The organism is Microbacterium sp. BLY, from assembly GCF_017939615.1.
Lineage (GTDB): Bacteria > Actinomycetota > Actinomycetes > Actinomycetales > Microbacteriaceae > Microbacterium.
The window spans coordinates 250,106-274,591 of sequence record NZ_JAGKSR010000001.1; the positions used below are offsets into that span (position 1 = coordinate 250,106).

Below are 24,486 nucleotides of genomic sequence, written 5' to 3' on the forward strand. Positions count from 1 at the left end.
GCCTCGACCCGCGCACGCATCAGCGGGACTCGGGCGGTATTCCCGGGACGATCGGCGGGGCGTCGCGGTGCCTGGTCGGGCTGTCGCTCGCTCCCTCCCCGGCGTCGGCGGCCGGTTCGTCGCCCTCCGTCTCTTCGGGAGCAGGATCCGGGGCGGTGGCGTACAGCGCGGTGAGCGTGCGGTACGACCGGGTGAAGAACGCGAGGGTCGCGGCCACGACCATGATCAGCCCCGCGAAGAGGCAGATCAACGCGATGCCCCGCGCCTCGCCCTCGCCGAGCAGCCACCCCCACTGCCGCTGCCCCCGCGCGCTGTCCATGTACGGGATCACGAAGAACTCGGCGATCGGGGCGATCAGGAACGCCGTGATCGGGGCGGCCGCCGCCTCCATCGCCGCCGCCGTGCCGAACACCCGTCCCTGCCGCGCGAACGGCACCACCTTCTGGATCACGGTCTGCTCGGCGGCCTCGACGGGCGGCACGAGCGCCATGTACAGCCACATGCCCAGCACATACAGCGGCCACCATTCGCGCAGCATGAAGATCGCCCCGAGGACGCCCATCGCGATCACGACGAGCAGCATCGTGCGCACCGGCTTGCGGCCCAGGCCGAACTTGGCCACGAGACCGCCGCCGATGAGGAATCCGGTCGACGCGAAGGCCAGGGCGAACCCCCACATCTGCGCGTTGAACAGGGTGAGTCCGTACGGGTCCATGAGCGCCATGTAGACGCCGCCGATGAGGTTGTTGAACGTCGAGAAGACGATGAGCGCGAACAGGCCGGGGGCCTGGCGGATCGCCCGGACGCTGCCCCGGAAGTCGACGGCGCTCTTCGCCTCGGGGTCGACCTCGGGCTCCGTCTCCGGGATCCGGATGAACAGGAGATGCGCGAACGTGAGCGCCATCGCCGCGATCGCGATCGCCAGCGTCCAGCCCATGCCGAGGAACCCGATCGAGAGACCCGAGAAGACGCTCGTGACGAGGAAGGCGATGCCCTGCACCGTGCCGACGAGGCCGTTCGCGTTGGCCCGTCTCTCCTCCGGCACGAGCAGCGTGACCGTGGTGGACAGCGCGATGTTGCGGAGTTGCTCGATGACCCCGCCGAACAGGATGACCCCCGAGAACAGCCAGAACCACGGCCCGCCGAGGTCGAGCAGCGACGCCTCGGGCTGCCACAGGTAGAGCACGCCCGCGACGAGGAACGCCGCCGCCGAGATGACGCTCGACAGGAGCATGACCCGATGCTTGCGGTGCCTGTCGACGATCGTGCCGAACATCATCGCGAAGAACGCGACGAACAGCATGTACGCACCGCCGATGATGCCAGTGGCCAACACCGACCGGGTCTCGATGTAGACCCAGAACGTGAGGGCGAACCACAGGAAGCTCGTCGTGACGTTGGCGATCAGCGTGTTGACGAGGACGTTCGCGAAAGCGGTCTTGGCCGCGCTGCGCTCCATGGGATGAGGGTAGAGCGGGGCACGGACATCCGGTAGGGGAAGGCGATTAGGCTTGTCCGGTGAGCATCCCGCACGACCCCGCCATCCGGGGCTTCGCCAGTGACAACTACTCCGGCATCCACCCCGAGGTCCTGGCGGCCCTCGCGGCCGCGAACGGGGGCCACCAGGTCGCCTACGGCGAGGACGCCTACACCGCCCGCCTCCAGGAGGTGTTCCAGGCGCACTTCGGCGACACCGCCGCCGCGTACCCCGTGTTCAACGGCACCGGGGCGAACGTCACCGGCCTGCAGTCGATGCTGCCGCGCTGGGGGGCCGTGATCGCGGCCTCGACCGCGCACATCAACGTCGACGAGGGCGGGGCGCCCGAGAAGATCGGCGGCTTCAAGCTCCTCACCGTCCCCACGGAGGACGGCAAGCTCACGCCCGAGCTCATCGACCGCGAAGCCTGGGGCTGGGGCGATGAGCACCGGGCGCAGCCGCTCGTGGTCTCGATCACGCAGTCCACCGAGCTCGGCACCCTCTACACCGCGGACGAGATCCGCACGATCGCCGACCACGCCCACGCGCGCGGCATGAAGCTGCACGTCGACGGTGCGCGGCTGTCGAACGCGGCCGCCGCCCTCGACCTCCCGCTGCGGGCGTTCACGACGGACGTCGGGGTTGACGTGCTCACCTTCGGCGGCACGAAGAACGGCGCCATGCTCGGCGAAGCGATCGTCGTGCTGAACCCGGACGCCGCCGTCGGCCTCAACTACGCCCGCAAGTTCAACATGCAGCTGTCGTCGAAGATGCGGTTCGTCTCGGCCCAGCTCATCGCCCTGCTCGACGGCGACCTGTGGCTCCGAAACGCTCGGCACGCCAACGCCATGGCGGCGCGCCTCCGCGCGCGGATCGAGGCCGGTGTGGCCGACGGTTCGATCGCCGGGGTGGAGTTCACGCAGCCGACGCAGGCGAACGGCGTGTTCGCGACCCTCCCCGAGGGCGTGGCCGATCAGCTGCGCGACGTGTTCCGCTTCTACGACTGGGACGCGTCGCGGCGCGAGGTGCGCTGGATGTGCGGCTTCGACACCGAGGAGTCCGACGTCGACGCCTTCGTCGACGCCCTCGCCCGCCTCACGCGCCCCTGAAACGAGCGGGTCAGGGCTCGACGACGCGGGTGAACTCCTCGCGCGTCGTACGCAGATGCGCACGCATCGCGGCGTCGGCGGCCGCCGCATCGCCCCGGCGGACCGCTTCGAGGATCTCTTCGTGCGCGTGCCAGCTCGACTCCTTGACGAAATCGAAGCTCATGAGGTCGACGGGCTCGAACATCCGCACCCGCGCCTCCTCCACCGCTTCCCGGACGAAGGAGTTGCCGGACGCCTCGGCGAGCGCGAGATGGAAATCGGTGTCGGCGATGCGCGACTCCGCCTTGGTCTCCGCCGCCGCCAGATCCCGTTGCGCGCGCGCCATGACGTCGAGATGGGCCGCCGTCCGGCGGGCCGCGGCGAGCGCCGCTCCCCCGGACTCGACGATCTCGCGGAACTCGGTGAGGTCGCCGATCTCGGTGGAGCGCTGCCGCACCTCCTCGCGGATCAGCCGAGGGTCGAGGGCGGCGTCCTGCACGATGGCGCCGCCCGATGCACCCCGGGTGATCGCGATCTGACCGCTGCCCTCGAGGATGCGCAGCGCCTGCCGCAGGGTCTCGCGCGACACCCCCAGCTGCTCGGCCAGGCGGCGCTCCGGAGGCAGCCGGTCGCCGGGCCGGATGCGGCCGAGCGCCATCTCCCGACGGAGGTACCCGGCCACCGCCTGGTACCCGGAGACGGGCTGGAGCGCGGCACGCGAGAAGTCGTGCGGCGCGTCGTCACGCTCGCCCATCCATGCTCCTCCGGTCAGAGGGGAAGGCCGGGGCGATCCCGCCCCACCACTTGCTTCCCCACGAAGAAGTCAAGCACATCGTCGTCGCCGTGCCCGCCCAGTCCGCTCGCGCCGAAGAAGCTCTGCGCGGACTCCTGCGACATGTCGAGCACGCTCGTGCCGTTGATCTTGACCTCCCCGGCGACCAGCCGCGCGCCGAGGGCGGCCGCCCGCTCCTCGTCGGCGCCGAACACGTAGCCTGCGAGACCCACCTGACCGGTGTTCGCGATCCGCACGGCCTCCTCCTCGTCGTCGTAGCCGCCGACGAGGAGCATCGGGCCGAACACCTCGTCGGCGAGACCGGGGCCGTCGAGCACCGCCACGGTGGGAGCGAAGTACCAGCCGGTCTCCGGCACCCGCGAGACGCGGAGCAGCTCCGCCCCGGCGGTCGCGAGGCGGTCCCGCTGCTCCTCCAGCTCGGTGCGTCGGGCGGCGAACGCCACCGGTCCCACCTCGGTCGTGTCGTCGAGACTGGATCCGAGCGTGCGGCGCGCGAACTCCGCGATCAGCAGGTGCGCGAGTTCCGCACGGCGTCCACGGTCGACGAGCACCCGGCGCGGCGCCTCGCACCACTGGCCGGACAGTTTCAGCACGCCGTCGGCGAGCGCCCGCGCGGCCTGCGCGAGATCGGCGTCCGGGAGCACGACGGCGGCGTTGTTCGATCCGAGCTCCAGCTGCAGCCGCGCGAACCGCGGCGCGGCGGTCGCGGCGATCGCCCGGCCCGTCGGCGTGGAGCCGGTCATCGAGATCGCCGCGATGCGTTCGTCCGCGACGAGGGCCCGGCCCACGCCCCCGCTGCCCTGCACGAGGTTCACCACCCCGTCCGGGATGCCCGCCTCGCGAACGCCCTCCAGGAGCAGCTGCGCGCTCCAGGGCGAGAACGACGACGGCTTGAGCACCACCGTCGCGCCCGCGGCCAGCGCGAACGCGGTCTTCTTCACGGCCATCGCACTCGGCGCGTTCCACGGCAGGATGAGGGCCGTCGGCCCCCAGGGCACGCGGTGCAGGTGCACCCCGCCCTGATCCGCCGGGAGCGCCCGCACGTCGCCCACCGCCACCGCCCGGCGGCCGGCATCGCGCAGGGTGGCTCCGTTCGCCCCGCCGAACAGCCGGGTGACCGCGATCGGCACGCCGCTGTTGAGAGCGTCGAGCCGCGCGACCGCCTCGGCCCGGTCGTCCAGCCAGGCGGCGAGCGCATCGAGGGCCGCAGCGCGGTCCTCCGGCGGCAGCCCGCGCCACCGGGCGTCGGCGTGCGCCTCCTGCGCGGCGGAGACCGCGCGGTCGACCTGGTCGAGGCTGCTGGATGCGGACGGCTGCAGCGCCTCGCCGGTGTTGGGGTCGTGCAGCCAGGTGCCGTCGGCGTCCGGGCTCTCCTCGGCGACGCCGCCGATCCAGGTGCGCAGGGCGGGGAAGGTCATGTCAGATCCGATCGAAGTAGCGGTGCAGGTCCCAGTCGGTCACGCGGGACATGAACGTGGTCCACTCGTGCTCCAGCAGGATGCGCTGATGGGCGATGAGCTCGGGCTCCAGCAGCTCCTGCACGAGCGGGCTGCGGGCGAACAGCGCCGCCGCCTGGTACGGGTCGGCGGGCATCGCCCCGTCCCCCGGGAGGTCGTAGGCGCTGCCGCGGACCGGCTCGCCGAGCACCCGCTCCTTCTCGATCCCGTCGCGAGCGGAGGCAAGCACACCGGTCAGCGCGAAGTACGGGTTGGTGTCGGCGCCGGGGAGCCGGAACTCGAAGCGCAGCGCCGCCGCGGAGTGCCCGACCACGCGCACGGTCGTCGTGCGGTTGTCGAAGCCCCACGTGCGGCCGCTGCCCGCCACGTCCGTCGAGTTGCTGCGGCGGTAGGAGTTGACGGTCGGGGCGTACCAGGCCATCAGGGCCGGCGCGTGCTCCAACGCCCCCGCGATGGCGGCGCGCATGCGGCCGCTCAGGCGGTCCTCGGCCTGCTCGTCCCAGAACAGCGCGGTGCCCTCGTCGTCCACGAACGACACGTGGATGTGGCACGACGAGCCCGGCTGATCGTTGAGGGGTCGTGCCATGAAGGTCGCCGACATGCCCGCCCTGGCCGCGGTGTCCCGCACCGCGAGCTTGTACAGCGCGTGCCGGTCGGCCATCTCCAGCGGGTCACCGTACTCGAACGTCATCTCCCACTGTCCGAGGCCCCACTCGCTCTGGGCGGCCTCGACGAGGATCCCGCTCGCGCGCAGATCGGAACGGAGCTTCTGGAAGAACGGCTCGTACAGGTTGCCCTCGTGGATCATGAAATCCGACGGGGTGAGAGTCGTCGGGTCCAGGTCGCGGAATCCGGAGCGACGCAGCTCCCGCGGGTCGTTGCGGAAGAGGTAGAACTCCAGCTCCGTGCCGGCGAGCGGGGTGAGCCCGAGGCCGCGGAGCCGCGCGAGCTCCTGCTTCAGGATCACCCGCGGCGACAGCGGCATCGGCTCGTGCGTGTGCACGTCGACGGGGTCGGCGAGACAGATCGCGACTCCGTCGAGCCAGGCCGCGGGGCGCAGCGTGTCCAGGTCGGGGATCAGCGTCACGTCGGGCACGCCGTTGTGCATGCCGCACAGCGCGAACCGGTTCTGGTCGATGAGCTCGAGACCCTGGTCGATGTCCCAGGCCCACGCGCAGGTGCAGATGTCCACGCCGTTCGCGACGACGCGGCCGAAGCCCTCGACGGGGATGCGGCGACCGACCAGCCGCCCCTGCAGGTCGGGGGTGGCCACGATCACGGTCCGGATCCCCGCGGCCTCCAGCTCGTCCGGGGCGAGGCGCACGTCGTCGATCATCGCGTCAGCCACCCTCCGTCGACGGGGAGCTGGATGCCGTCGATCCAGGACGCCTCGTCGCTCAGCAACCAGGAGACGGCCGCCGCGATGTCGGCCGGGAGGCCCACGCGCGGCACCAGCAGGCGCTGCTTCATGAACTCCAGGGCCTCCGCGCTGGTGACGCTCTCATAGTCGAAGAAGTCGGTCGCGATCGGGCCGGGAGCGACGCAGTTGACGCGGATGTCCTTCGCCGCGAGCTCGACCGCGAGTGCCTTGGTGAGCATCGGGACGCCGCCCTTGCTCGCGTTGTAGTGCGGTTGCGCGGTACCGGTGCTGGTGACGACGACCAGGGCCTCGACCGTGGAGAGGTTGACGATGGCGCCGCCGCCGGACTCCGCGATGAGGGGGGCGACCTCCTGCGCGACGAGGAACTGCCCCTTGAGGTTGATGTCGAAGACGAAGTCCCACGCCTCCTCGGTCAGCGTCTCGAACGAGTGCTCGGTCACCACCCCGGCGTTGTTCACCAGCAGGTGCAGGGCTCCCCACGCCTCCCGCGCGGTCGCGACGGCGGCACGGATCTGCTCCCGCGAGCGCACGTCGACGACGGCGGACAGCGCGGTGCCCCCGGCCTCCTCGATGAGCCGGACGGTCTCGGCCGCCCCGTCCGCCGAGACGTCCGTGACGAGGATGCGCGCGCCCTCGCTCGCGAGGCGGAGGGCGGTCTCCCGGCCGATCCCCGAGCCCGCCCCGGTGATGAAGGCGTTCTTGCCTGTGTGTCGCATGTCGTTCTCCTTGTCGTCCGTCAGGGGGTGGGCGCTCAGACGGCGCCCTGCGAGATGGCGGTGTCCGCGGGCGCGGAGTCCGCGGTGCGGGCGGCGGCCCGGCCGACCAGCCAGTCGAAGACCGGATCACCGCCGAACGTCTCGGGGTGCCACTGCACACCGACGGCCGGAAGGCCTTCCAGCTCGATCGCCTCGACCACGCCGTCCGAGGCCCAACCGGTCACGACGACCCCGTCGCCGGGCACGTCGACGGCCTGATGGTGGAACGAGTTCACGCGGGTGCTCTCGCCATAGAGGCCGTGGACCACGCTGCCGGCGGCCGTGCGCACCTCGTGCACGCGGTGCGCCCGCGGGTAGGCGTAGGACCCGTGGGACTCGCCCTCGCCGGCTGCGAGGTGCTGGTGCAGCGTCCCGCCGCGGACCACGTTGAGCAGCTGAGCGCCCCGGCAGACCCCGAGCAGCGGGACCGCGCGGGCCAGGGCCGCGAGGATGAGCCCCGACTCGAACTCGTCGCGCGCCGGATCGACGAGCGGTGTGAACGGTCCCGGCGTCTGCCCGTACCGGCGCGGGTCCACGTCGTCCCCGCCGACGATGACGACACCGTCGAGACGATCGACGAGCTCATCGGGGGCGGCGTCCATGGGCAGGTGCACCGGCAGGCCGCCGGCGCGCAGCACCGAGGTCGCGTACTCGCTGAGGTACGCCTCCAACGGGGCGTCGGCGAAGCCGGTGGGGGCTCCGATCGCGGCGCCGCTCGTGCGTCGTCCGGAGATGCCGATGAGGGGGCGGGGTGGGGCGGAGAGGCTGATGATGTCCATCCTTCGTCTCGGGGTCAGGCGTTCTCGTCGAAGCGGCGCATGATCTGCGCGTACGCCTCGGGGGTCTTCGCCCGCATCACGGCGGCCTGGACCAGGCCGATGACCGGGGCGATCACGACCACGGCGACGAGCGTGATGCTGATCGGCCCCCAGGCGGGGTTGCCGTCGGCATCGACGTCGCTCACCAGGAGCGGGAAGTTCGCGGCGATGAGCAGGGCGGACACCGCGAGTCCGACGAAGCCGAGACCGGGCGCGATGACGGTGTGCCACGGACTGCGGAGCTCCCGGGTGCGGGCGAAGTAGACGATCACGGCGAGGCAGGTGACCGCCATGAGGATGACGATCGCGAGCGTGCCGATGCCGGCGAACCAGGAGAAGATGTTCTCCGGTGCGAACCCGAGGACGGCGAGCAGGGCGATCGCCAGGCCCGACGTCGTCACCTGCACGAGCGAGGCGACGTGCGGCGAACCGTGACGGGTGTGCACGGTGCCCAGCCGGTCGGGGAGCACGCGGGCGTTCGCCATCGCATGGTGGTAGCGGGTGAGCACGTTGTGCAGCGAGAGGACCGCCGCGAACATGCTGCCGAGGAACAGCAGGGCGACCGCGATGGAGCCGACCGGTCCGAGATACTGCTCGGTGACCCGGGTGATGAGCGTCGTCGGATCGGCCGCGGCCTCCTCGATGATCGCCCCCTCCCCGACGCCGACGACGACCGCCCAGGCCGCGAAGGCGTAGAACACGCCGATCACGATCGCGGACGCGTAGGTGGCCCGCGGGATGGTCCGCTCCGGCTGGCGCACCTCGTCGCGGTACACGACCGTCGACTCGAACCCGATGAAGCTCGCGATCGCGAACATCAGCCCGAGCGCGGGAGCCCCGGAGAGCACGTTCTGCAGGAGGAACGAACCGAAGGTCACCCCCGCGGCGCCGCCGGTGACGAGGATCACGGCCCCGAGGAGCACGACGATGCCGATCTCAGCCAGCAGCACCACGACGAGGACGCGCGAGCTGAGTTCGATCTGCCGGTAGCCGAGCGCCCCGACGAGGGCGACGGAGGCGAGGGTCAGCAGCCACCACGGGATCTCGGGCCCGCCGAGGAGCGCGATGCTGGAGCTGATGGTCGCACCGAGGTAGGAGAACACCGCGATCTGCACCGTCGTGTAGCAGACCAGGGCGAGGTAGGCCGTGGCCAGGCCCGGGGTACGGCCCAGTCCGTGGGTCGCGAAGACGAAGAACGACCCGGCGCGCGGGAGGTACCGGCTCATCGCGGTGAGCCCGACGGAGAACAGCAGCAGGATCACCGTGGCCACGAGGAACATGACCGGGAATCCGATGCCGTTGCCCACCAGGAAGCCGATCGGCACCAGGCCGCCGACCACCGTGAGCGGGGCGGCGGCCGCGATCACCATGAAGGTGACGGCGACCGCGCCGAGGTTGCCGCGGAGCGTGCGCTCGCGGTGCTGTCCTGCGGACGGCGACGTCGTTGTCGAAGCATCCATGTCGAAGCATCCTTTGCCGATTGGACTAATGGTCTAAGTTCTAGCCCATTAGTCCGGATCCGCACAAGGGTTTCTCCCAATCACGTCCCCGAAACCCCGACACGTCACCCCCGCCCCGCCCTGCACGCGCGGATGAACCGGGTCCTCGGCGGGACCCCGGGGCTCGGGAAGCGGCGTCAGCGGAGGAGGCCGAGGCTCGCGAGCGCATGCCGGATGAGCGTGCCGCGGCCGCCCTCCATCTCGGCCGCGACGGCATCGGACGCCGCCGCCTCCGGGGAGAACCACGTCACCTCGAGGGCGTCCTGCCGCGGCTCGCAGGTTCCCGTCACCGGCACCACGAAGGCGAGGGACACCGCATGCTGGCGATCGTCGTGATACGCACTCACGCCCGGGATCGGGAAGTACTCGGCCACCGTGAACGGCAGCGGCTGCGGCGGCAGGAGCGGGAACGCCATGGGACCGAGATCGTTCTCGACATGACGGAACAACGCGTCGCGGATCGTCTCCCCGAACCGCACACGGCCCGACACGATCGTGCGCGTGATCTCGCCCAGCGGCGTGGACCGCAGCAGGACGCCGATCTCCGTGACCTGACCGGAGCCGTCCGTGCGCACGGGGATCGCCTCGACGTACAGCATGGGCAGATGACGACGCGCCTCTTCGAGCTCGACGTCGCTCAGCCAGCCGGGGTTCGCGTCCGGCGCCGGCGGGTTCGCATCGCGGAACGAACCGAGACCCTCGTCGTCGGGCTCCGGCTCCGGATCGGGTGTGCGCACCGCCATGTCTCCTTTCTACCAGCCGTCCTCCCCGATGGGCAGCACCGCCGCGAGCCCTGGCAGGATGACGGTGTGACCGAGAACCTGACGATCGACGACGCCATGACGCGGTGGTCCCCCACCGACCGCGCCGGTCTCCCGCTGCTCGTGCTGCTGCACGGCTATGGTGCGGACGAACACGACCTCTTCGGGCTCGTCCCGTATCTGCCCTCCGGCATCGCCGTGGCCTCCGTCGCCGCCCCCCTCGCCCCGCCGTGGCCCACACCCGGTCGCTCCTGGTACCCGATCGAAGGGCTCGACGGGCGCAGTTCCGCCGCCGTCACCGCCGCCGCGGAGGCGCTCCTGCGCTGGCTCGACGACGCCGCGGCGGACGCCCCGTCGGTGGCGCTCCTCGGATTCTCGCAGGGCGCTGCGGTGTCCCTGCAGGCGCTCCGGCTCGCTCCGGAGCGTCTCGGCGCGGTGGTCGCCCTGAGCGGATACGCGGCACCGGACGCCCTCCCCGGCGACGCACGCCTCGCGGAGGTGCGCCCGCCGGTCTTCTGGGGTCGCGGGACGCACGACGACGTCATCCCCCTGCCGCTGATCGACCACACGGCGCAGTGGCTCCCCGCGCACGCGTCCCTGTCCGGTCGTGTCTACAGCGGACTCACCCACAGCATCTCCGAGGAGGAGCTGGGCGACGTGCACCGGTTCCTCACGACCTGGCTCGAAGGGCTCGGCGAGGATCAGGCGGAGGAGCCGCGCCCGTCCTGAGCGTCGTCACCGGGGTGCGGGTCGTCGGTGCCATCGGCGTCCTCCGATCCGTCCGCGGTGCCACCCCCGGAGCCGCGGAAGGCCACGGACAGCGGGATGCCGATCGAGATCCCGATGGCCAGACCGAGGACCCAGTTGTTCAGCGCCATCCCCATCGAGACGCCGATGGCCACGCCGAGCGCGAGACCGACGCCGAGGCCCGTCCGTGCGCGCATCTCCTCGGGACTGGGGGTGCCGTGGTCTGCCATGCCTCCACGGTAGGAGCCCTCGGCCGGCGCCGCATCCCCCGCGCGGCGGACCCGCGACACGCCCGGGAGTTGCGCGGCGCGACACGCCCGGGTATCGTCGGGGCGTCCTGTCCGCCGTGTCTGGAAGTCCTTTGATCTGATCCGTCGCCTCCGCGCCTCTCATCCCGCGCGCTGACCCGACGATCGCCGACTCCCCGGCAGACCCTCTCCTCCGCTTCCCGTGACTCCACGGACCGGCAGGGGCTCGGTGTCAGTGCACCCTCGCACTCGACAGGAGACACCCATGTCACAGCCCTCTTCCTCGCACGCCGCGGTCGTCCTCGACCGCCTCTCCTTCACCTGGCCGGACGGCACGGTCGCGCTCGACGGCGTGTCCGGGGCCTTCGGCGCCGGGCGCACGGGACTGGTCGGCCGCAACGGCGCCGGCAAGTCCACCCTCCTCCGGCTCATCGCCGGGGAGCTCACCCCGACCTCCGGCTCTCTCAGCACCTCGGGCGAGGTCGCCTTCCTCCCCCAGCAGCTCACGCTCGACGTGGACCGCCGGGTGGCCGACCTCCTCGGGGTGGCCCCGGCCCTCGACGCCGTGCGGGCCATCACCGCGGGCGATGTCGACCCCGCGCACTTCGACGCGGTCGGCGACGACTGGGACGTCGAGGCGCGGGCGGAGGCCTCCCTCGCGGAGGCCGGGCTCGCCCCCGACTTCCTCGACCGTACGGTCGGGGAGCTGTCGGGCGGAGAGGCCGTGCTCGTCGCGATCGCCGGGATCCGGCTGCGACGCGCACCGATCACGCTCCTCGACGAGCCCACGAACAACCTCGACCGCGACGCCAGGGCGGCCCTCGCGTCGATGGTGCAGAGCTGGAAGGGCACGCTCATCGTCGTGAGCCACGACCTCGCGCTCCTCGAGCTGATGGACGACACCGCCGAGCTGTACGGCCGCAGCCTCTCCGTGTTCGGAGGACCCTACTCGGAATGGCGCGCCTGGCTGGATGCCGAGCAGGACGCCGCGAAGCAGGCCGAGGTCACCGCCGCGCAGGCGCTCCGCAAGGAGAAGCGGCAGCGGATCGAGGCGGAGGTCAAGCTCGCCCACCGGGCTCGGACCGCCAGGAAAGCCGAAGTCGAGAAGCGCGTCCCCAAGATCATCGCGCACGGCCGGAAGATGGCCGCCGAGGTCACCGCCGGCAAGCTGCGCACCGAGGTCGGTGGGAAGGAGGAGGCCGCCCGCGCCGCGCACGATGCGGCGGGACGACGGGTCCGCTCCGATGCCTCCATGAAGATCGAGCTGCCGGATCCCGAGGTGTCGCGGAGCCGCCGGATCGCCGAGCTCGGCGGGCCGGAGCGCTCATGGGTGATCCAGGGACCGGAGCGCGTCGCCCTCATCGGCCGCAACGGCGCCGGCAAGACGACGCTCCTGGAGCGGCTGGTCTCCGGACCCGTTCACAACTCAGGAGAAGAGGGTGCGGCCCGCCCGGATCAGACCCCCGCGGCGGAAAACGGCACCGATCTCCTGAGTTGTGAACGGCCGGAGCTCCGGGCCGAGGCGCTCACCGAGCGGATCGGCTACCTGCCGCAGCGGGTGGACGGTCTCGACGAGGACCGGTCCGTCGTCGAGAACATCGCGGCCGCGGCTCCCCAGGTGCCCGAGAAGGAGCTCCGCAACAGGCTCGCGCGATTCCTCATCCGGGGCGGCACGGCCGACCGCCCGGTGTCGGCGCTGTCCGGCGGAGAGAGGTTCCGGGTGGCCCTGGCCCGGCTGCTCCTCACCGACCCGGCTCCACACCTCGTCGTCCTCGACGAGCCGACCAACAACCTCGACCTCGACACGGTCGACCAGCTCGTCGAGGCGCTGCGGGCGTATCGCGGGGCCGTGCTCGTGGTGAGTCACGACGACGCCTTCCTCGCCCGGCTCGACCTCGACCTCACCCTCGAGATCGATGCGGAGGGGCATCTGCAGGAGGTGGGGTGACGTCACCACCCGTTCCGCCTGCACGACCTCGCTCCGCCCGCACGACCGGAACCGCGGTTCGGTCGTGCGGGCGGAGCGGGGTCGTGCGGGGGGCCGGTGGGTGTCAAGGTCCGGGCCGGATGTCGGTGGGGTCGGGAATGATGGAGGCATGAGCGACGTGCTCGACCGCTTCACCCCGGCCACGCAGGACTGGTTCCGGGGTGCCTTCACCGCACCCACGCCGGCGCAGGCGGGCGCGTGGGAGGCGATCTCCGCCGGCAAGCACGCGCTCGTCGTCGCCCCGACGGGTTCCGGCAAGACCCTGTCGGCGTTCCTCTGGGCGATCGACAGCGTGTTCCGCGAGCGCGCCGACCTCCCGGAGGAGCCGAAGAAGGACGGGTCCCGCACGCGGATCCTCTACATCTCCCCGCTGAAGGCCCTCGGCGTGGACGTGGAGCGCAACCTGCGCTCACCCCTCATCGGCATCGGCCAGTCCGCGCGCCGACTCGGTCTCACCGCCCCCGGCATCACGGTGGGTGTCCGCTCGGGCGACACCACGTCGAGCGACCGCCGCAAGCTCGTGTCCGATCCGCCCGACATCCTCATCACCACGCCCGAGTCGCTGTACCTCATGCTCACGAGCCGGGCCGGCGACACCCTGCGCGACGTGCACACGGTCATCATCGACGAGGTGCACGCGGTCGCCGCCACCAAGCGCGGCGCGCACCTCGCGGTGAGCCTGGAGCGCCTCGATGCGCTCCGCCGGTCCCACGGCGCGGAGACCGCTGCGCAGCGCATCGGCCTCTCGGCGACCGTGCGCCCGATCGACGAGGTGGCGCGGTTCCTCGGTGGCGCCGACCCGGTCGAGATCGTGGCTCCCCCGGCATCGAAGACCTTCGAGCTCGGCGTGGTCGTGCCGATGGACGACATGACCAACCCCCCACCCCCTCCCGGGGCACCACCGGAGGCTCCCGGAATCGATGCGGAGTATACCGAGGTCACCGGATCGGTGTGGCCGCATGTCGAGGAGGCGATCGTCGACCGCATCCTCCAGAACAACTCGACCATCGTCTTCGCGAACTCCCGCCGCCTCGCCGAACGGCTGACCGGACGGCTGAACGAGATCTACGCGGAGCGGACCGGGGTCGCACTTCCGGAACCGGCCGTGCCCGCTGCGATGATGGCGCAGGCAGGCTCGACCGCCGGGGCCGACCCGGTGCTCGCCAAGGCCCACCACGGATCGGTGTCGAAGGAGCAGCGCGCGCAGGTCGAGGAGGAGCTGAAGTCGGGGGTGCTCCGCTGCGTGGTCGCCACGAGCAGCCTGGAGCTCGGCATCGACATGGGCGCCGTCGACCTCGTGATCCAGGTGGAGGCGCCGCCGTCCGCCGCCTCCGGGCTCCAGCGCGTCGGTCGCGCCGGACACCAGGTCGGCGAGATCAGCCGTGCGGCCCTGTTCCCCAAGCATCGGGGCGACGTGCTGCACACGGCGATCGTGACGGAGCGGATGCTGGCGGGGAAGATCGAGGCGATCCAGGTGCCGCGCAACCCGCTCGACATCCTCGCCCAGCAGACCGTCGCGGCCAGCGCCCTCGGCGCCATCAGCGTGGAGGAGTGGTTCGAGACGGTGCGCCGCTCGGCCCCCTTCCAGTCCCTCCCCCGCTCGGCGTACGAGGCCACGCTCGATCTGCTGGCCGGGCGCTTCCCCTCCGACGAGTTCGCCGAGCTGCGCCCGCGGCTCGTCTGGGATCGCGACGCCGGCACGCTCACGGGCCGCCCCGGCGCGCAGCGGATCGCGGTGACCAGCGGCGGCACCATCCCGGACCGCGGCCTCTTCGGGGTCTTCGTGGCGGGCGAGTCCACGGGCGCCCGGGTGGGAGAGCTCGATGAGGAGATGGTCTACGAGTCCCGCGTCGGCGACGTGTTCACCCTGGGCACCACGAGCTGGCGCATCGCCGAGATCACCCACGACCGGGTCAACGTCATCCCCGCCTACGGGCAGCCGGGAAAGGTGCCGTTCTGGCACGGCGACGGCATCGGTCGCCCGTTCGAGCTGGGCGAGGCGCTCGGGGCGTTCTCCCGCGAGGTGTCCGCCGCGAAGCCGGAGAAGGCGGAGCAGCGGCTCATCGCGGCCGGGCTCGACGAGCAGGCGCGCGCCAACCTCCTCGCGCATCTCTCCGAGCAGCGGGAGGCCACGGGCACCCTGCCGACCGATCGCACGCTGACGGTGGAGCGCGGACACGACGAGGTCGGCGACTGGCGCGTCATCCTGCATTCCCCGTACGGCATGAAGGTGCATGCGCCGTGGGCGCTCGCGATCAATGCGCGGGTGCGAGAGCGTCTCGGCGTCGAGGGTTCCGCGGTGGCGAGCGACGACGGCATCATCGTCCGCATCCCCGATGCCGAGTCGGAGCCACCCGGTGCGGAGCTCTTCGTCTTCGATCCGGATGAGCTGGAGCAGCTGGTCACGCAGGAGGTCGGGGGCTCGGCACTGTTCGCCTCGCGGTTCCGGGAGTGCGCCGCGCGGGCGCTGCTCATGCCCCGGACGAACCCCAACCGCCGCACGCCGCTGTGGCAGCAGCGCCAGCGCTCGGCCCAGCTGCTCGAGGTCGCGCGCCGGCATCCGACCTTCCCCGTGATCCTGGAGACCCTCCGCGAGGTGCTGCAGGACGTCTACGACCTGCCGTCGCTGCGAAAGCTCGCGACGAGCATCGCCGACCGCCGCATCCGCCTCGTCGAGACACAGCCGGGGCAGCCCTCGCCCTTCGCGCGCGACCTCCTGTTCGGCTACGTCGGGGCGTTCATGTACGAGGGCGACTCGCCGTTGGCCGAGCGCCGCGCGGCCGCGCTGTCCGTCGATCCGGCGCTGCTGGGCGAACTGCTGGGCACGGTCGAGCTGCGCGAGCTCCTCGACCCCGATGTCATCGCCCAGTTCGAGCGGGAGGCCCAGCGGCTCGATCCGGAACGTCGGGCGCGCGGCCTGGAGGGCGTCGCCGACCTGCTCCGGCTGCTCGGCCCGCTCGATGCCGACGAGGTGGCGGCACGCCTCGATCCGGACTCGCTCGGCGGGGCGACCGCGGCGACGCTGCTCGACGACCTCGTGACCGCGCGACGAGCGATCCCGGTCACGATCGCCGGGGTGGCGAGGGTCGCGGCGATCGAGGACGCCGGGCGTCTGCGCGACGCGCTCGGGGCGGCCCTGCCGACCGGAATCCCCGTGGCCTTCCTCGAGCCCCTGGCGGACCCCCTCGGCGACCTCGTGGCCCGTCACGCCCGCACCCACGGCCCCTTCACGACCGCCGCTGTCGCGGAGCGGTTCGGACTCGGCACGGCCGTCGCCCGGCACACCCTGCAGCGCCTGGAGACGAGCGGACGCCTCACGAGCGGGTACTTCCTGCCCACGGCGGCGGGCAGCGGCGACGACATCGAATGGTGCGACACCGAGGTGCTGCGCCGGCTGCGCATGCGGTCGCTCGCGGCGATCCGCGGATCCGTCGAGCCGGTGTCACCGGAGGCCTACGCGCGCTTCCTGCCGGACTGGCAGCATCTCGGCCGCCCCCCGGAGGGCATCGACGGCGTGCTGACCGTGATCGAGCAGTTCGCCGGCGTACCCATCCCTGCCAGCGCCTGGGAGTCGCTGGTCCTGCCGTCGCGGGTGCGCGACTACTCGCCGTCGATGCTGGACGAGCTCACCGCCGCCGGCGAGGTGATCTGGTCCGGGCACGGCACGCTCCCCGGACGCGACGGGTGGGTCTCCTTGCACCCGGCCGACCTCGCCCCGTTCACCCTGCCCGATCCGGACGCGGAGATCGCCGCGGAGTCTCTGGAGGCCCGCCTGCTCGCGGCCCTCGCGGCGGGCGGCGCCTACTTCGCCGCGCAGCTCAAGGAGATGACCGGGGCCGAGAACGAGCAGTCGGTGCTGGAGGCCCTGTGGTCGCTGACCTGGTCGGGTCACGTGACGAACGACACGTTCGCGCCGATCCGCTCGCTGCTGACCGGGGGCTCGCAGGCCCACAAGGTCAAGCGCCGCGCGCCGCGCGCGCGCACCTATCGCGGCATGTCCCTCACGCGGACGGCCCCGCGCCCGACCTCCATCGGCGGTCGGTGGTCGCTGCTCCCCGAGGTCGAGACCGATCCGGCGCGGCGCGCGACCGTCACCGCCGGACTGCTCCTCGACCGCTACGGAGTGGTCACCCGCGGTGCCGTGCAGTCGGAGGGCGTCCCCGGTGGTTTCGCCCAGGCGTACCGCGTGCTGGCCGGGTTCGAGGAGGCCGGGCACTGCCGCCGCGGCTACGTGATCGAGAAGCTCGGCGCCGCGCAGTTCGCGGCCTCGGCCACGGTCGACCGTCTCCGCACGTACGCCGGTCTCGCCGATCCGCCACCGCGGAAGGCCGTCACCCTGGCGGCCACCGACCCCGCCAACCCCTACGGCGCGGCGCTGGGCTGGCCGAAGCTCGAGGGCGTCTCGCATCGCCCCGGGCGCAAGGCCGGCGGGCTCGTGGTGCTCGTCGACGGCGCCCTCGTCCTGTCGCTCGAGCGCGGCGGACGGACGGTGCTGTGCTTCACGGACGACGAGGAGGTGCTCCAGGCCGCTGCCGCCGACCTCGCGACCACGGCCAGGGAACGTCGTCTCGATACCCTCACCGTCGAGAAGGTGAACGGCGAGGGCGTCTACGGCACGATCCTCGGGCGGGCGCTGCAGGAGGCGGGGTTCGTGCAGACCCCGCGCGGCTTCACCCTCCGCAAGGCCGTCTGACGCCGGCATCACCCCGACCACCACCGACCCACCCCTACCCTGGAGCCATGATCCGAGAGTTCACCGCCGGCATCCGCACCCTGTTCCGCGGGTTCGGCGTATGGCGCACCCGCCCGGGGCTGATGGCGCTCGGGCTGGTTCCCGCGATCATCGCGCTCGTGCTCCTCGCCGCGGCTCTCGTACCGCTGATCCTGTCGATGCCGTCGCTCTCAGCCTGGCTCACGCCCTTCGCCGACGGGTGGACGGAGCCGTGGCGCGGGTTCCTGCGCACCGCGGTGGGCCTCGTGGTGGTCGCCGCGGCACTCGCGCTGGCCAGCTCGGTGTTCAGCGCCCTCACCCTCACGATCGGCGACCCGTTCTACCAGCGCATCTGGCACGCCGTGGAGCGTGATCTCGGCAATCCGCCTCCCGCGGATGGCGGCAGCTTCTGGACCACCGTCGGCGAGGGGCTCCGCCTGGTCGTGCTGGGCATCCTGATCGCGCTCCTCGTGCTGCTGATCGGCCTCGTCCCCGGCATCGGCGGCTTCCTCGGCGCGGTCTCCGGTGTCGTGCTCACCGGGCGCCTGCTCGCTCGCGAGCTGACCGGCCGTGCGTTCGATGCCCGCGATCTCAGCCCGGCCGACCGCGCCGCACTGTTCGCCGGCAGCCGCGCCCGGGTGCTGGGCTTCGGGGTGGCCACGCAGCTGTGCTTCCTCATTCCCGGCGGCGCGGTCGTGGTGATGCCCGCCGCGGTCGCCGGAAGCACGATGCTGGCGCGCGACATGCAGGCGCGCACCCCGCTCGCCGCCGTCGCGGCCGCGCCCGGACCGCACGGTCCCCTTCGCGGGACGGCCTGATGCCTGAGGGCGATACCGTCTTCCGCACCGCGCGCCGCCTCGACGAGGCGCTCGCGGGCGGCGACGTCACGCGGTTCGACCTGCGTGTGCCGCGTTTCGCCACCCTCGATCTGACGGGACAGCGCGTGCACGGCGCGGTGCCCCGCGGGAAGCACCTCCTGCTGCGGATCGGCGAGAGCACGCTGCATTCGCATCTGCGCATGGACGGCGCCTGGTTCGTGTATCGGCCCGGGGAGAAGTGGCGGCATCCGGCGTTCAAGGTGCGCGCGATCGTCGGCACGGCGGAGCAGGAGGCGGTGGGGGTCGACATCGCGGAGGTGGAGGTGGTACCCACCCGCGACGAGGACGACCTCGTCGGCTACCTCGGCCCCGATCCGCTCGCCGCCGACTGGGACCCGATGGAGGCGGCGCGGCGTCTGGGCGCCGACACCCGCCCCATCCACGTCGCCCTCCTGGACCAGCGCAACGTCGCGGGATTCGGCAACGAGTACGCCGCAGAACTCCTGTTCCTCCGTGGAATCCTGCCGACCACGCCGACACCGGAGGTCGACGTCGCGGCTCTGCTCGACCTGGGCGTGCGCACCATCCGCGCGAATCGCGACCGCCGCAACCGCACCTTCACGGGCGTCGATCGCCCGGGGCAGGCCACGTGGGTCTATGGACGCGCGGGACGCCCCTGCCGGCGCTGTGGAACGCTCATCCGGCGCGGCGAGCTGGGGGCGGATCCCACCCGCGAACGGATCACCTTCTGGTGTCCGCGCTGCCAGCGCTGACCGGTATCCATCCGAGGGAATGAATCTCCCCCTTCCGTGGTTGTTGATATATCCGGAGAACTCCGGAGCACGGGAGGAATCGTGGGCAAGAACTACGTCGACATTGAGAACGACCACGGAGCGACGCTGCGGTACCGCAAGCACGCCAACGGCCGTGGCCTCGTCGCGCATGGCGCCAAGGTGCACCCGAAGGCGCACATCGAGGCGGGCGCCTACATCGAACCGGGAGCGCGCGTCGGAGCCGGCGCGATCATCGCCCGCGGCGCGTGGATCGACGAGGATGCCGTGGTCGGCGAGGGCGCGTACATCGACGCTCACGCGCACGTCGGACAGGGTGCCGCGGTGGGCGACCACGCACACGTCGGCGTCCGCACCGACATCGGCGCGGGAGCCCGCATCGCGCGGGGCGCGCGGATCGGCGACGACGAGACGGTCGCGGCCGGACTCACCGTCGCCACCGACCAGAAGGGCCTCTGGCTGGCCGCCTGACCGGGCGTGCTCAGAGCAGACGGCGCTCCGAGGCCCAGGCCGTCAGTTCGTGCCGGGAGGAGAGCTGCAGCTTGCGCAGCACCGACGACACGTGCGTCTCCACGGTCTTGATCGAGATGAAAAGCGCGGCCGCAACCTCCTTGTAGGCGTAGCCGCGGGCGATCAGCCGCATGACCTCCTGTTCGCGGGAGGAGAGCCGGTCGAGTTCGTCCGTCGCGGTGGCGGTCTCGCCGGCGACGGCACCGAAGGCGTCGAGCACGAAGCCGGCGAGCCGCGGCGAGAAGACCGCGTCGCCCTCGGCGACCGCGCGCACGGCGTCGCTCACCTCGCCTCCGGATGAGCCCTTGGTGATGTAGCCGCGCGCACCGGCGCGGATGACCCGGACGACGTCGGCCGCCGCGTCCGACACGCTCAGGGCGAGGAAGCGCGTGGCCGTCGCTGCCGAGCCGCGGATGACGGCCTCACCACCGGCCGCGTCGTCGCCCGGCCCTCCGGGGAGGTGCACGTCGAGCAGCACCACATCGGGTGCGGTCTCCGCGATCACGGCGATCGCCGCCGGGACGTCTGCCGCTTCGCCGACCACCTCGACACTCGCGTCGAGGTCTGCCCGCAGGCCCGAGCGGAAGATCGAGTGGTCGTCGACGATCACGACGCGGAGGCGGTCAGCCACGGGGCTCCTGACGGACGGCGCCCCGCTCCGGGGACGGGGTGGTCGTGGGCAGGCACAGATGCACCTCGGTGCCGGCGTCGTCGCTGCGGACGGAACCCGTGCCGCCGGCGCGGCGCAGGCGGCCGATGATCGACTCCCGCACACCGAGGCGATCGCCGGGCACGTCGGCGAGCCGGAACCCGGGACCGCGATCCCGGATGAACACGTCGACCCCGTCGATGCGCCCCTCGATGTACACCGAGATCTCGCCGCCGGCGTGCCGCGCGGCGTTCAGCATCGCCTCGCGCGCCGCGGCGGCCAGCTCGCCGCTCGCCCGTTCCGCCGACAGCCCGGCCGAGACCACGTCGATCCGGACCGGGTGGTCGATCTCCAGCGCCGCCGCGTAGTCGCGCAGGTCGGTCGGCAGGTCGCTGTCCGCCGGCGCATCCCCGTCGTAGAGCCACGCGCGCAGCTCCCGTTCCTGCGCCCGGGCGAGGCGGGCCGCCTCGCTCGACGCCCCGGCCCGATTCTGGATGAGGGCGAGCGTCTGCAGCACGGAGTCGTGCAGGTGGGCGGCCATGACGCTGCGCTGCTCTTCGCGGATGCGACGCACCCGCTCGCCGGCGAGTTCCCGCCATCGCGGGATGAGGGCCGAGGCCACCACCGCGACCAGCCCGGCCAGCGGGAGCAGCACGAGCACGACGCCGGAGCGCGCGATGGGCCACGACAGCAGCAGCACGAACACGAGGCCGAGGAGCAGCACGGCGACGATGCGCACGGTGGTGGTGTGCCGGGGCCCGCGTGCGGTGTCGGTGCGGTCGACGAGCGTCGCCCACAGCCCGGACGCGGTCGCGCACACGGCTGTGCCCCCGACGACCACGGCCGCCGCCCCCGGAGGGATCGAGCCGGTCAGCCAGTCGCTGCCGCCGCGCCAGCCCACGACGACGAGGGCGCCGATGGCCGCAGGGATGAGCAGGAGCCAGGCGACCGGAAGCCGTCGCGTGGGTGCCGTCGTCCCCTCCGCCCACGGCATGAACGTCCAGCACCAGGCGTAGAGGAGCAGGCCGGCGCCGCCGCACAGCGTGAGGGAGAGGAAGAACGCCCGCACGAGGCCGACGCGCACGCCGAGATGTCGTGCGAGTCCCGCGCTCACGCCCGTCGCGAGGCTGTCGCGGTCGCGGGTCAGTGCCGGCCGCGCGGTCGCCGGCAGGGAACCGGGGGGCGCGGGGACGGCGGAGGGCATACCGTCATCCAACCATCCGCGTCGCGATGGGGGGACCTCCCAGGGCGGGAATCAGGGTGCGCTCAGGGGATCCCCCCATGGCATCGCTGCGCCGCCGACCGGGAGGATCGACTCATGACGATTCCGACCGCCCCGCCCCCGCCCGCCGAGCCCGCCGCGCCGACGCCGGGCGCTCCTCGCGCCCCCCGCGGGGCCGAGCGCTTCCTGCTGTGGGTCGCCGGTCTGGGCGTCGTGCGCACGGACGGGTGGCTGGGCGGCGTGGCCGCCGGCATCGCGATCCGGCTGCGCATCGACCCGCTGATCGTCCGGGGCATCCTCGTCGTGGCGGCCCTGTTCGGCCTCCCCGCCCTGTTCCTGTACGCGCTCGCCTGGGCCGTGCTGCCCGATGTCGATGGCCGGGTGCATCTGCGCGACCTGCTGCAGCGCCGGTACGACCCGGTGCAGCTCGGCATCCTGGCGATGGCGGTGATCGGCCTCTTCCCGACGGCCCCGCTCACCGGGCGCCTCTTCGGTCTCGGCTACGACGGCTGGTCGGCGCTGTCGACGTTCACCTGGGTGGTGGGCCTCATCCTCGCCGCCGCTCTGCTCTTCCTCATCGTGCGTGCCGCGCGCCGCACCCCGGGCGCTTCCGCGCCGGATCTGCCGGGGGCTTCCGCAGATCCGGCGGCCCCGGCCGCGTCCGCCCCCCTCGCGGGTTCGGGTCCCGCCACGGGGGCGGACGCCACTCCTCCGGCGCCGACGACGCCGGAGACGGCTCCGACGGTTCCCGTCGCGCCGCTCGCCGCGAACGTCGCCACCGACGTCCTCGCCATCCCCGTGCCTCCCGCGCCGCTGCCGCCCGGCACGCAGGACCCGGTGGCCCTCGAGGCCTGGCGGGTGCAGCACGCGGCCTGGAAGGAGCAGGACCAGGCGTGGCGCCGTCAGCAGCAGGATGCGGAGCGCGCCGCCCGCGATCAGCTGCGCCGGGAGCGGCAGGCCGAGGCGGCCGAGTTCGCCGCCGCGGCCGCGGAGCGCCGGCGCCTGCGTCGTGCCTCGAACCCGCGCGCCGGCTTCGCGTTCGTGATCGCCGCCCTCGGACTCGCGATCGTCGTCGGCGCCGGGGTGGGGCTCGCGGTGGGCGAGGGCCTGGGGGGCGCGCTCGGGCTGCTGTCCGGCGCGCTCGTGCTGGCACTGTCGATGATCCTGGCCGGCGCACTCCGTCGGCGCAGCGGCGCCCTCGCGTTCGCCACGGTCGTGACGCTCGCCGCCGGACTCGTCACCGGGTTCCTGTCGACCATGCCCGGCGTCACCCTGGGGTACGCCTCGCTCACCAACAATCAGGAGGCGCAGGTCCGGCAGCCGTTCGGCGACCTGTACCTCGAGCTCTACCCGCACGACGGCGGTCCCCGCCCGATCGAGATCGAGAAGGGCTCGGGGCGGACCGAGATCTTGGTCGACGCCGGGGTCCAGCTGCAGTTGCGCGGCACCGTCGGCGACGACGTGGAGGTGAGCTGGATCCAGATCGATCCGGACGACCCGACGGTCATGAACACCGGCACCTACACCCCCACGCCGCGCGGCGACGAGAACGTGCTCAGCGAGAACATCTCCGTCGGCACCGGTTCTCCGAGAACCATCCAGCCCGTGACGATCGAGCAGGCGAGCGGCGTGATCGTCGTGACCCTGCAGGACCCCGAGGAGGGCCAGGAATGAGCACCGACACCATGACCGCACCCCGCGTGCGCTGGGCATCCATCATCTGGGGCGTCACGTTCGCCGCGATCGCCGCGGGATTCCTGTGGTTCCTCACGGACGGCGGCCGTCGCGACGCGCTGGCCGAGGCGATCGGGACGATGACCCCGGCCACCCTCCTCACGATCGTGCTCCTCACCGCGGGAGCGCTGCTGCTCGTGGGCGGGCTGGCCGGACTGCTCCGGCATGCCCAGCGGCGCTCATCCACCGACGCCCCGGCCGATCCCGTCGACGCCCCGGCCGATCCCGTCGACGCCGCCGAGTAGCCTGGACCCCATGGCACACCAGGGACGACGACCCGCGAAGGGCTCCGGCAAGGGCTCCCCCGCCCGCCGGGGCCGCACCACGGGCGGCGGCTCTCGCCAGGCGGCCGCGGCACCCCGCCGCACGCCCCGCGCCGAGAAGGTGGTGTTCGACGCCCCGGCCCCTGCGCCGGAGGAGCCGCGCACCTTCCGCCTCGGCGCCGTACCCGGGGCGACGCCCGGAAAGTGGATCGACACCTGGAAGCGGCGTCTGCCCCACGTGAGCCTCGAGCTCGTCCCCGTCGAGGTCGCCGCCCAGCGCGACGCCCTGGACGATCTCGACGCCGCCCTCGTGCGGCTGCCGCTCACCGACGACGCCCTGCACGTGATCGCGCTCTACGACGAGGTCCCGGTGGTGGTCGCGTCGACCGACTCCCACCTCCTCGCCGCCGATGAGCTGACGGCGGCCGACCTCGACGGCGAAGTGGTACTCCCGCTCTCCGACGATGTGCTCGGACCGCTGGACCTTCCGGGCACCGCCCCTGCCCGCGTCGGACCGCTGTCCACGGCCGACGCGATCGCCACCGCGGCGACCGGGGTGGGCGTAGTCATCGTGCCCATGTCGCTCGCCCGTCTGCACCACCGGAAGGACGTGGATCACCGCATCCTGGCCGACGGTCCGGTCTCGACGGTCGCCCTCGCCTGGCCCCGTGCCCGCACGACGCCGGATGTGGAGACGTTCGTCGGGATCGTCCGTGGCCGCACCGCGAACTCGTCCCGCTGAGCGGGCGGGAGCCGGTCCGCCCCCTCGTTAGAATC

Annotated in this window: 21 protein-coding genes; 10 read left to right on the top strand and 11 right to left on the bottom strand. The window is 72.5% G+C overall.

Features of this window, described 5'->3' with window-relative positions; all coding sequences use genetic code 11:
* Positions 1-19 precede the first annotated feature (19 nt).
* Positions 20-1,459 carry an MFS transporter gene (locus tag KAF39_RS01350; RefSeq protein ID WP_210675609.1) on the bottom strand — a complete coding sequence of 480 codons (1,440 nt, stop codon included), beginning with the start codon at positions 1,457-1,459 and terminating at the stop codon, positions 20-22.
* 59 nt (positions 1,460-1,518) lie between these two features.
* Between KAF39_RS01350 and KAF39_RS01355 the strand changes: the two genes are divergently transcribed.
* Positions 1,519-2,586 (top strand): low specificity L-threonine aldolase, encoded by a 1,068-nt coding sequence (locus KAF39_RS01355; RefSeq protein WP_210675610.1) that lies wholly within the window; start codon positions 1,519-1,521, stop codon positions 2,584-2,586.
* A gap of 10 nt (positions 2,587-2,596) precedes the next feature.
* On the opposite strand, the gene KAF39_RS01360 is transcribed toward KAF39_RS01355, so the two are convergent.
* From KAF39_RS01360 to KAF39_RS01390, 7 genes are all read right to left on the bottom strand, one after another.
* The gene (locus KAF39_RS01360; protein ID WP_210675611.1) at positions 2,597-3,319 is read right to left on the bottom strand and encodes a FadR/GntR family transcriptional regulator; all 723 of its coding nucleotides are present in this window, start codon (positions 3,317-3,319) and stop codon (positions 2,597-2,599) included.
* 14 nt (positions 3,320-3,333) lie between these two features.
* Positions 3,334-4,776, bottom strand: coding sequence for an aldehyde dehydrogenase (locus tag KAF39_RS01365; RefSeq protein WP_210675612.1), 1,443 nt, complete (start codon positions 4,774-4,776; stop codon positions 3,334-3,336).
* Between the two features lies 1 nt (position 4,777).
* The gene (locus KAF39_RS01370) at positions 4,778-6,163 is read right to left on the bottom strand and encodes a glutamine synthetase family protein (RefSeq protein WP_210675613.1); all 1,386 of its coding nucleotides are present in this window, start codon (positions 6,161-6,163) and stop codon (positions 4,778-4,780) included.
* Positions 6,148-6,912: an SDR family NAD(P)-dependent oxidoreductase gene (locus KAF39_RS01375; protein WP_210675614.1), complete on the bottom strand. Its 765-nt coding sequence runs from the start codon at positions 6,910-6,912 to the stop codon at positions 6,148-6,150. Before KAF39_RS01375 ends, KAF39_RS01370 begins: the two co-directional genes overlap by 16 nt.
* 35 nt (positions 6,913-6,947) lie before the next feature.
* Entirely contained in the window at positions 6,948-7,730 is a 783-nt protein-coding gene (locus KAF39_RS01380) for a gamma-glutamyl-gamma-aminobutyrate hydrolase family protein (protein ID WP_210675615.1), read from the bottom strand.
* A gap of 14 nt (positions 7,731-7,744) precedes the next feature.
* Positions 7,745-9,229 (bottom strand): APC family permease, encoded by a 1,485-nt coding sequence (locus KAF39_RS01385; RefSeq protein WP_210675616.1) that lies wholly within the window; start codon positions 9,227-9,229, stop codon positions 7,745-7,747.
* A gap of 176 nt (positions 9,230-9,405) precedes the next feature.
* Complete coding sequence (locus KAF39_RS01390; protein WP_210675617.1) at positions 9,406-10,011, bottom strand: DUF4916 domain-containing protein; 606 nt, start codon at positions 10,009-10,011, stop codon at positions 9,406-9,408.
* 66 nt (positions 10,012-10,077) lie between these two features.
* On the opposite strand from KAF39_RS01390, the gene KAF39_RS01395 reads away from it, so the two are divergent.
* Positions 10,078-10,758: an alpha/beta fold hydrolase gene (locus KAF39_RS01395; protein ID WP_307805003.1), complete on the top strand. Its 681-nt coding sequence runs from the start codon at positions 10,078-10,080 to the stop codon at positions 10,756-10,758.
* Here the strand turns inward: KAF39_RS01395 and KAF39_RS01400 are convergent.
* Positions 10,731-11,006, bottom strand: a complete 276-nt coding sequence (locus KAF39_RS01400; protein ID WP_210675618.1) for a hypothetical protein — start codon at positions 11,004-11,006, stop codon at positions 10,731-10,733. The genes KAF39_RS01395 and KAF39_RS01400 overlap by 28 nt on opposite strands.
* A gap of 283 nt (positions 11,007-11,289) precedes the next feature.
* Between KAF39_RS01400 and KAF39_RS01405 the strand changes: the two genes are divergently transcribed.
* The 5 genes from KAF39_RS01405 to KAF39_RS01425 all read left to right on the top strand — a co-directional run bounded on the left by KAF39_RS01405 (position 11,290) and on the right by KAF39_RS01425 (position 19,802).
* The gene (locus KAF39_RS01405; protein WP_210675619.1) at positions 11,290-12,972 is read left to right on the top strand and encodes an ABC-F family ATP-binding cassette domain-containing protein; all 1,683 of its coding nucleotides are present in this window, start codon (positions 11,290-11,292) and stop codon (positions 12,970-12,972) included.
* Positions 12,973-13,120: 148 nt separating this feature from the next.
* Positions 13,121-17,704, top strand: coding sequence for an ATP-dependent helicase (locus tag KAF39_RS01410; protein WP_210675620.1), 4,584 nt, complete (start codon positions 13,121-13,123; stop codon positions 17,702-17,704).
* A gap of 47 nt (positions 17,705-17,751) precedes the next feature.
* Positions 17,752-18,540, top strand: coding sequence for an EI24 domain-containing protein (locus KAF39_RS01415; protein ID WP_210675621.1), 789 nt, complete (start codon positions 17,752-17,754; stop codon positions 18,538-18,540).
* Positions 18,540-19,313 (top strand): Fpg/Nei family DNA glycosylase, encoded by a 774-nt coding sequence (locus KAF39_RS01420; protein WP_210675622.1) that lies wholly within the window; start codon positions 18,540-18,542, stop codon positions 19,311-19,313. The genes KAF39_RS01415 and KAF39_RS01420 overlap by 1 nt, the downstream gene beginning before the upstream one ends.
* A gap of 81 nt (positions 19,314-19,394) precedes the next feature.
* Positions 19,395-19,802: a DapH/DapD/GlmU-related protein gene (locus KAF39_RS01425; protein ID WP_210675623.1), complete on the top strand. Its 408-nt coding sequence runs from the start codon at positions 19,395-19,397 to the stop codon at positions 19,800-19,802.
* A 10-nt stretch (positions 19,803-19,812) separates the two neighbouring features.
* Here the strand turns inward: KAF39_RS01425 and KAF39_RS01430 are convergent, their stop codons facing one another.
* On the bottom strand, positions 19,813-20,472 hold the full coding sequence (locus KAF39_RS01430; RefSeq protein ID WP_210675624.1) for a response regulator transcription factor: 660 nt from the start codon (positions 20,470-20,472) through the stop codon (positions 19,813-19,815).
* The gene (locus KAF39_RS01435) at positions 20,465-21,694 is read right to left on the bottom strand and encodes an ATP-binding protein (RefSeq protein ID WP_210675625.1); all 1,230 of its coding nucleotides are present in this window, start codon (positions 21,692-21,694) and stop codon (positions 20,465-20,467) included. The genes KAF39_RS01430 and KAF39_RS01435 overlap by 8 nt, the downstream gene beginning before the upstream one ends.
* A 114-nt stretch (positions 21,695-21,808) precedes the next feature.
* On the opposite strand from KAF39_RS01435, the gene KAF39_RS01440 reads away from it, so the two are divergent.
* From KAF39_RS01440 to KAF39_RS01450, 3 genes are read left to right on the top strand one after another with little or no spacing between them, the layout of a single operon-like run.
* Entirely contained in the window at positions 21,809-23,386 is a 1,578-nt protein-coding gene (locus KAF39_RS01440; RefSeq protein WP_210675626.1) for a PspC domain-containing protein, read from the top strand.
* On the top strand, positions 23,383-23,691 hold the full coding sequence (locus KAF39_RS01445) for a hypothetical protein (RefSeq protein ID WP_210675627.1): 309 nt from the start codon (positions 23,383-23,385) through the stop codon (positions 23,689-23,691). Before KAF39_RS01440 ends, KAF39_RS01445 begins: the two co-directional genes overlap by 4 nt.
* Positions 23,692-23,701: 10 nt before the next feature.
* Positions 23,702-24,451 carry a LysR substrate-binding domain-containing protein gene (locus tag KAF39_RS01450; protein WP_210675628.1) on the top strand — a complete coding sequence of 250 codons (750 nt, stop codon included), beginning with the start codon at positions 23,702-23,704 and terminating at the stop codon, positions 24,449-24,451.
* The last annotated feature ends 35 nt before the right edge of the window (positions 24,452-24,486 follow it).

Coding starts and splice junctions, on each gene's coding strand:
- KAF39_RS01400 (WP_210675618.1), bottom strand. CDS start 11,006: ATGGCAGACCACGGCACCCCCAGTCCCGAGGAGATGCGCGCACGGACG.
- KAF39_RS01385 (WP_210675616.1), bottom strand. CDS start 9,229: ATGGATGCTTCGACAACGACGTCGCCGTCCGCAGGACAGCACCGCGAG.
- KAF39_RS01435 (WP_210675625.1), bottom strand. CDS start 21,694: ATGCCCTCCGCCGTCCCCGCGCCCCCCGGTTCCCTGCCGGCGACCGCG.
- KAF39_RS01420 (WP_210675622.1), top strand. CDS start 18,540: ATGCCTGAGGGCGATACCGTCTTCCGCACCGCGCGCCGCCTCGACGAG.
- KAF39_RS01405 (WP_210675619.1), top strand. CDS start 11,290: ATGTCACAGCCCTCTTCCTCGCACGCCGCGGTCGTCCTCGACCGCCTC.
- KAF39_RS01410 (WP_210675620.1), top strand. CDS start 13,121: ATGAGCGACGTGCTCGACCGCTTCACCCCGGCCACGCAGGACTGGTTC.
- KAF39_RS01445 (WP_210675627.1), top strand. CDS start 23,383: ATGAGCACCGACACCATGACCGCACCCCGCGTGCGCTGGGCATCCATC.
- KAF39_RS01415 (WP_210675621.1), top strand. CDS start 17,752: ATGATCCGAGAGTTCACCGCCGGCATCCGCACCCTGTTCCGCGGGTTC.
- KAF39_RS01390 (WP_210675617.1), bottom strand. CDS start 10,011: ATGGCGGTGCGCACACCCGATCCGGAGCCGGAGCCCGACGACGAGGGT.
- KAF39_RS01440 (WP_210675626.1), top strand. CDS start 21,809: ATGACGATTCCGACCGCCCCGCCCCCGCCCGCCGAGCCCGCCGCGCCG.
- KAF39_RS01365 (WP_210675612.1), bottom strand. CDS start 4,776: ATGACCTTCCCCGCCCTGCGCACCTGGATCGGCGGCGTCGCCGAGGAG.
- KAF39_RS01375 (WP_210675614.1), bottom strand. CDS start 6,912: ATGCGACACACAGGCAAGAACGCCTTCATCACCGGGGCGGGCTCGGGG.
- KAF39_RS01450 (WP_210675628.1), top strand. CDS start 23,702: ATGGCACACCAGGGACGACGACCCGCGAAGGGCTCCGGCAAGGGCTCC.
- KAF39_RS01380 (WP_210675615.1), bottom strand. CDS start 7,730: ATGGACATCATCAGCCTCTCCGCCCCACCCCGCCCCCTCATCGGCATC.
- KAF39_RS01350 (WP_210675609.1), bottom strand. CDS start 1,459: ATGGAGCGCAGCGCGGCCAAGACCGCTTTCGCGAACGTCCTCGTCAAC.
- KAF39_RS01360 (WP_210675611.1), bottom strand. CDS start 3,319: ATGGGCGAGCGTGACGACGCGCCGCACGACTTCTCGCGTGCCGCGCTC.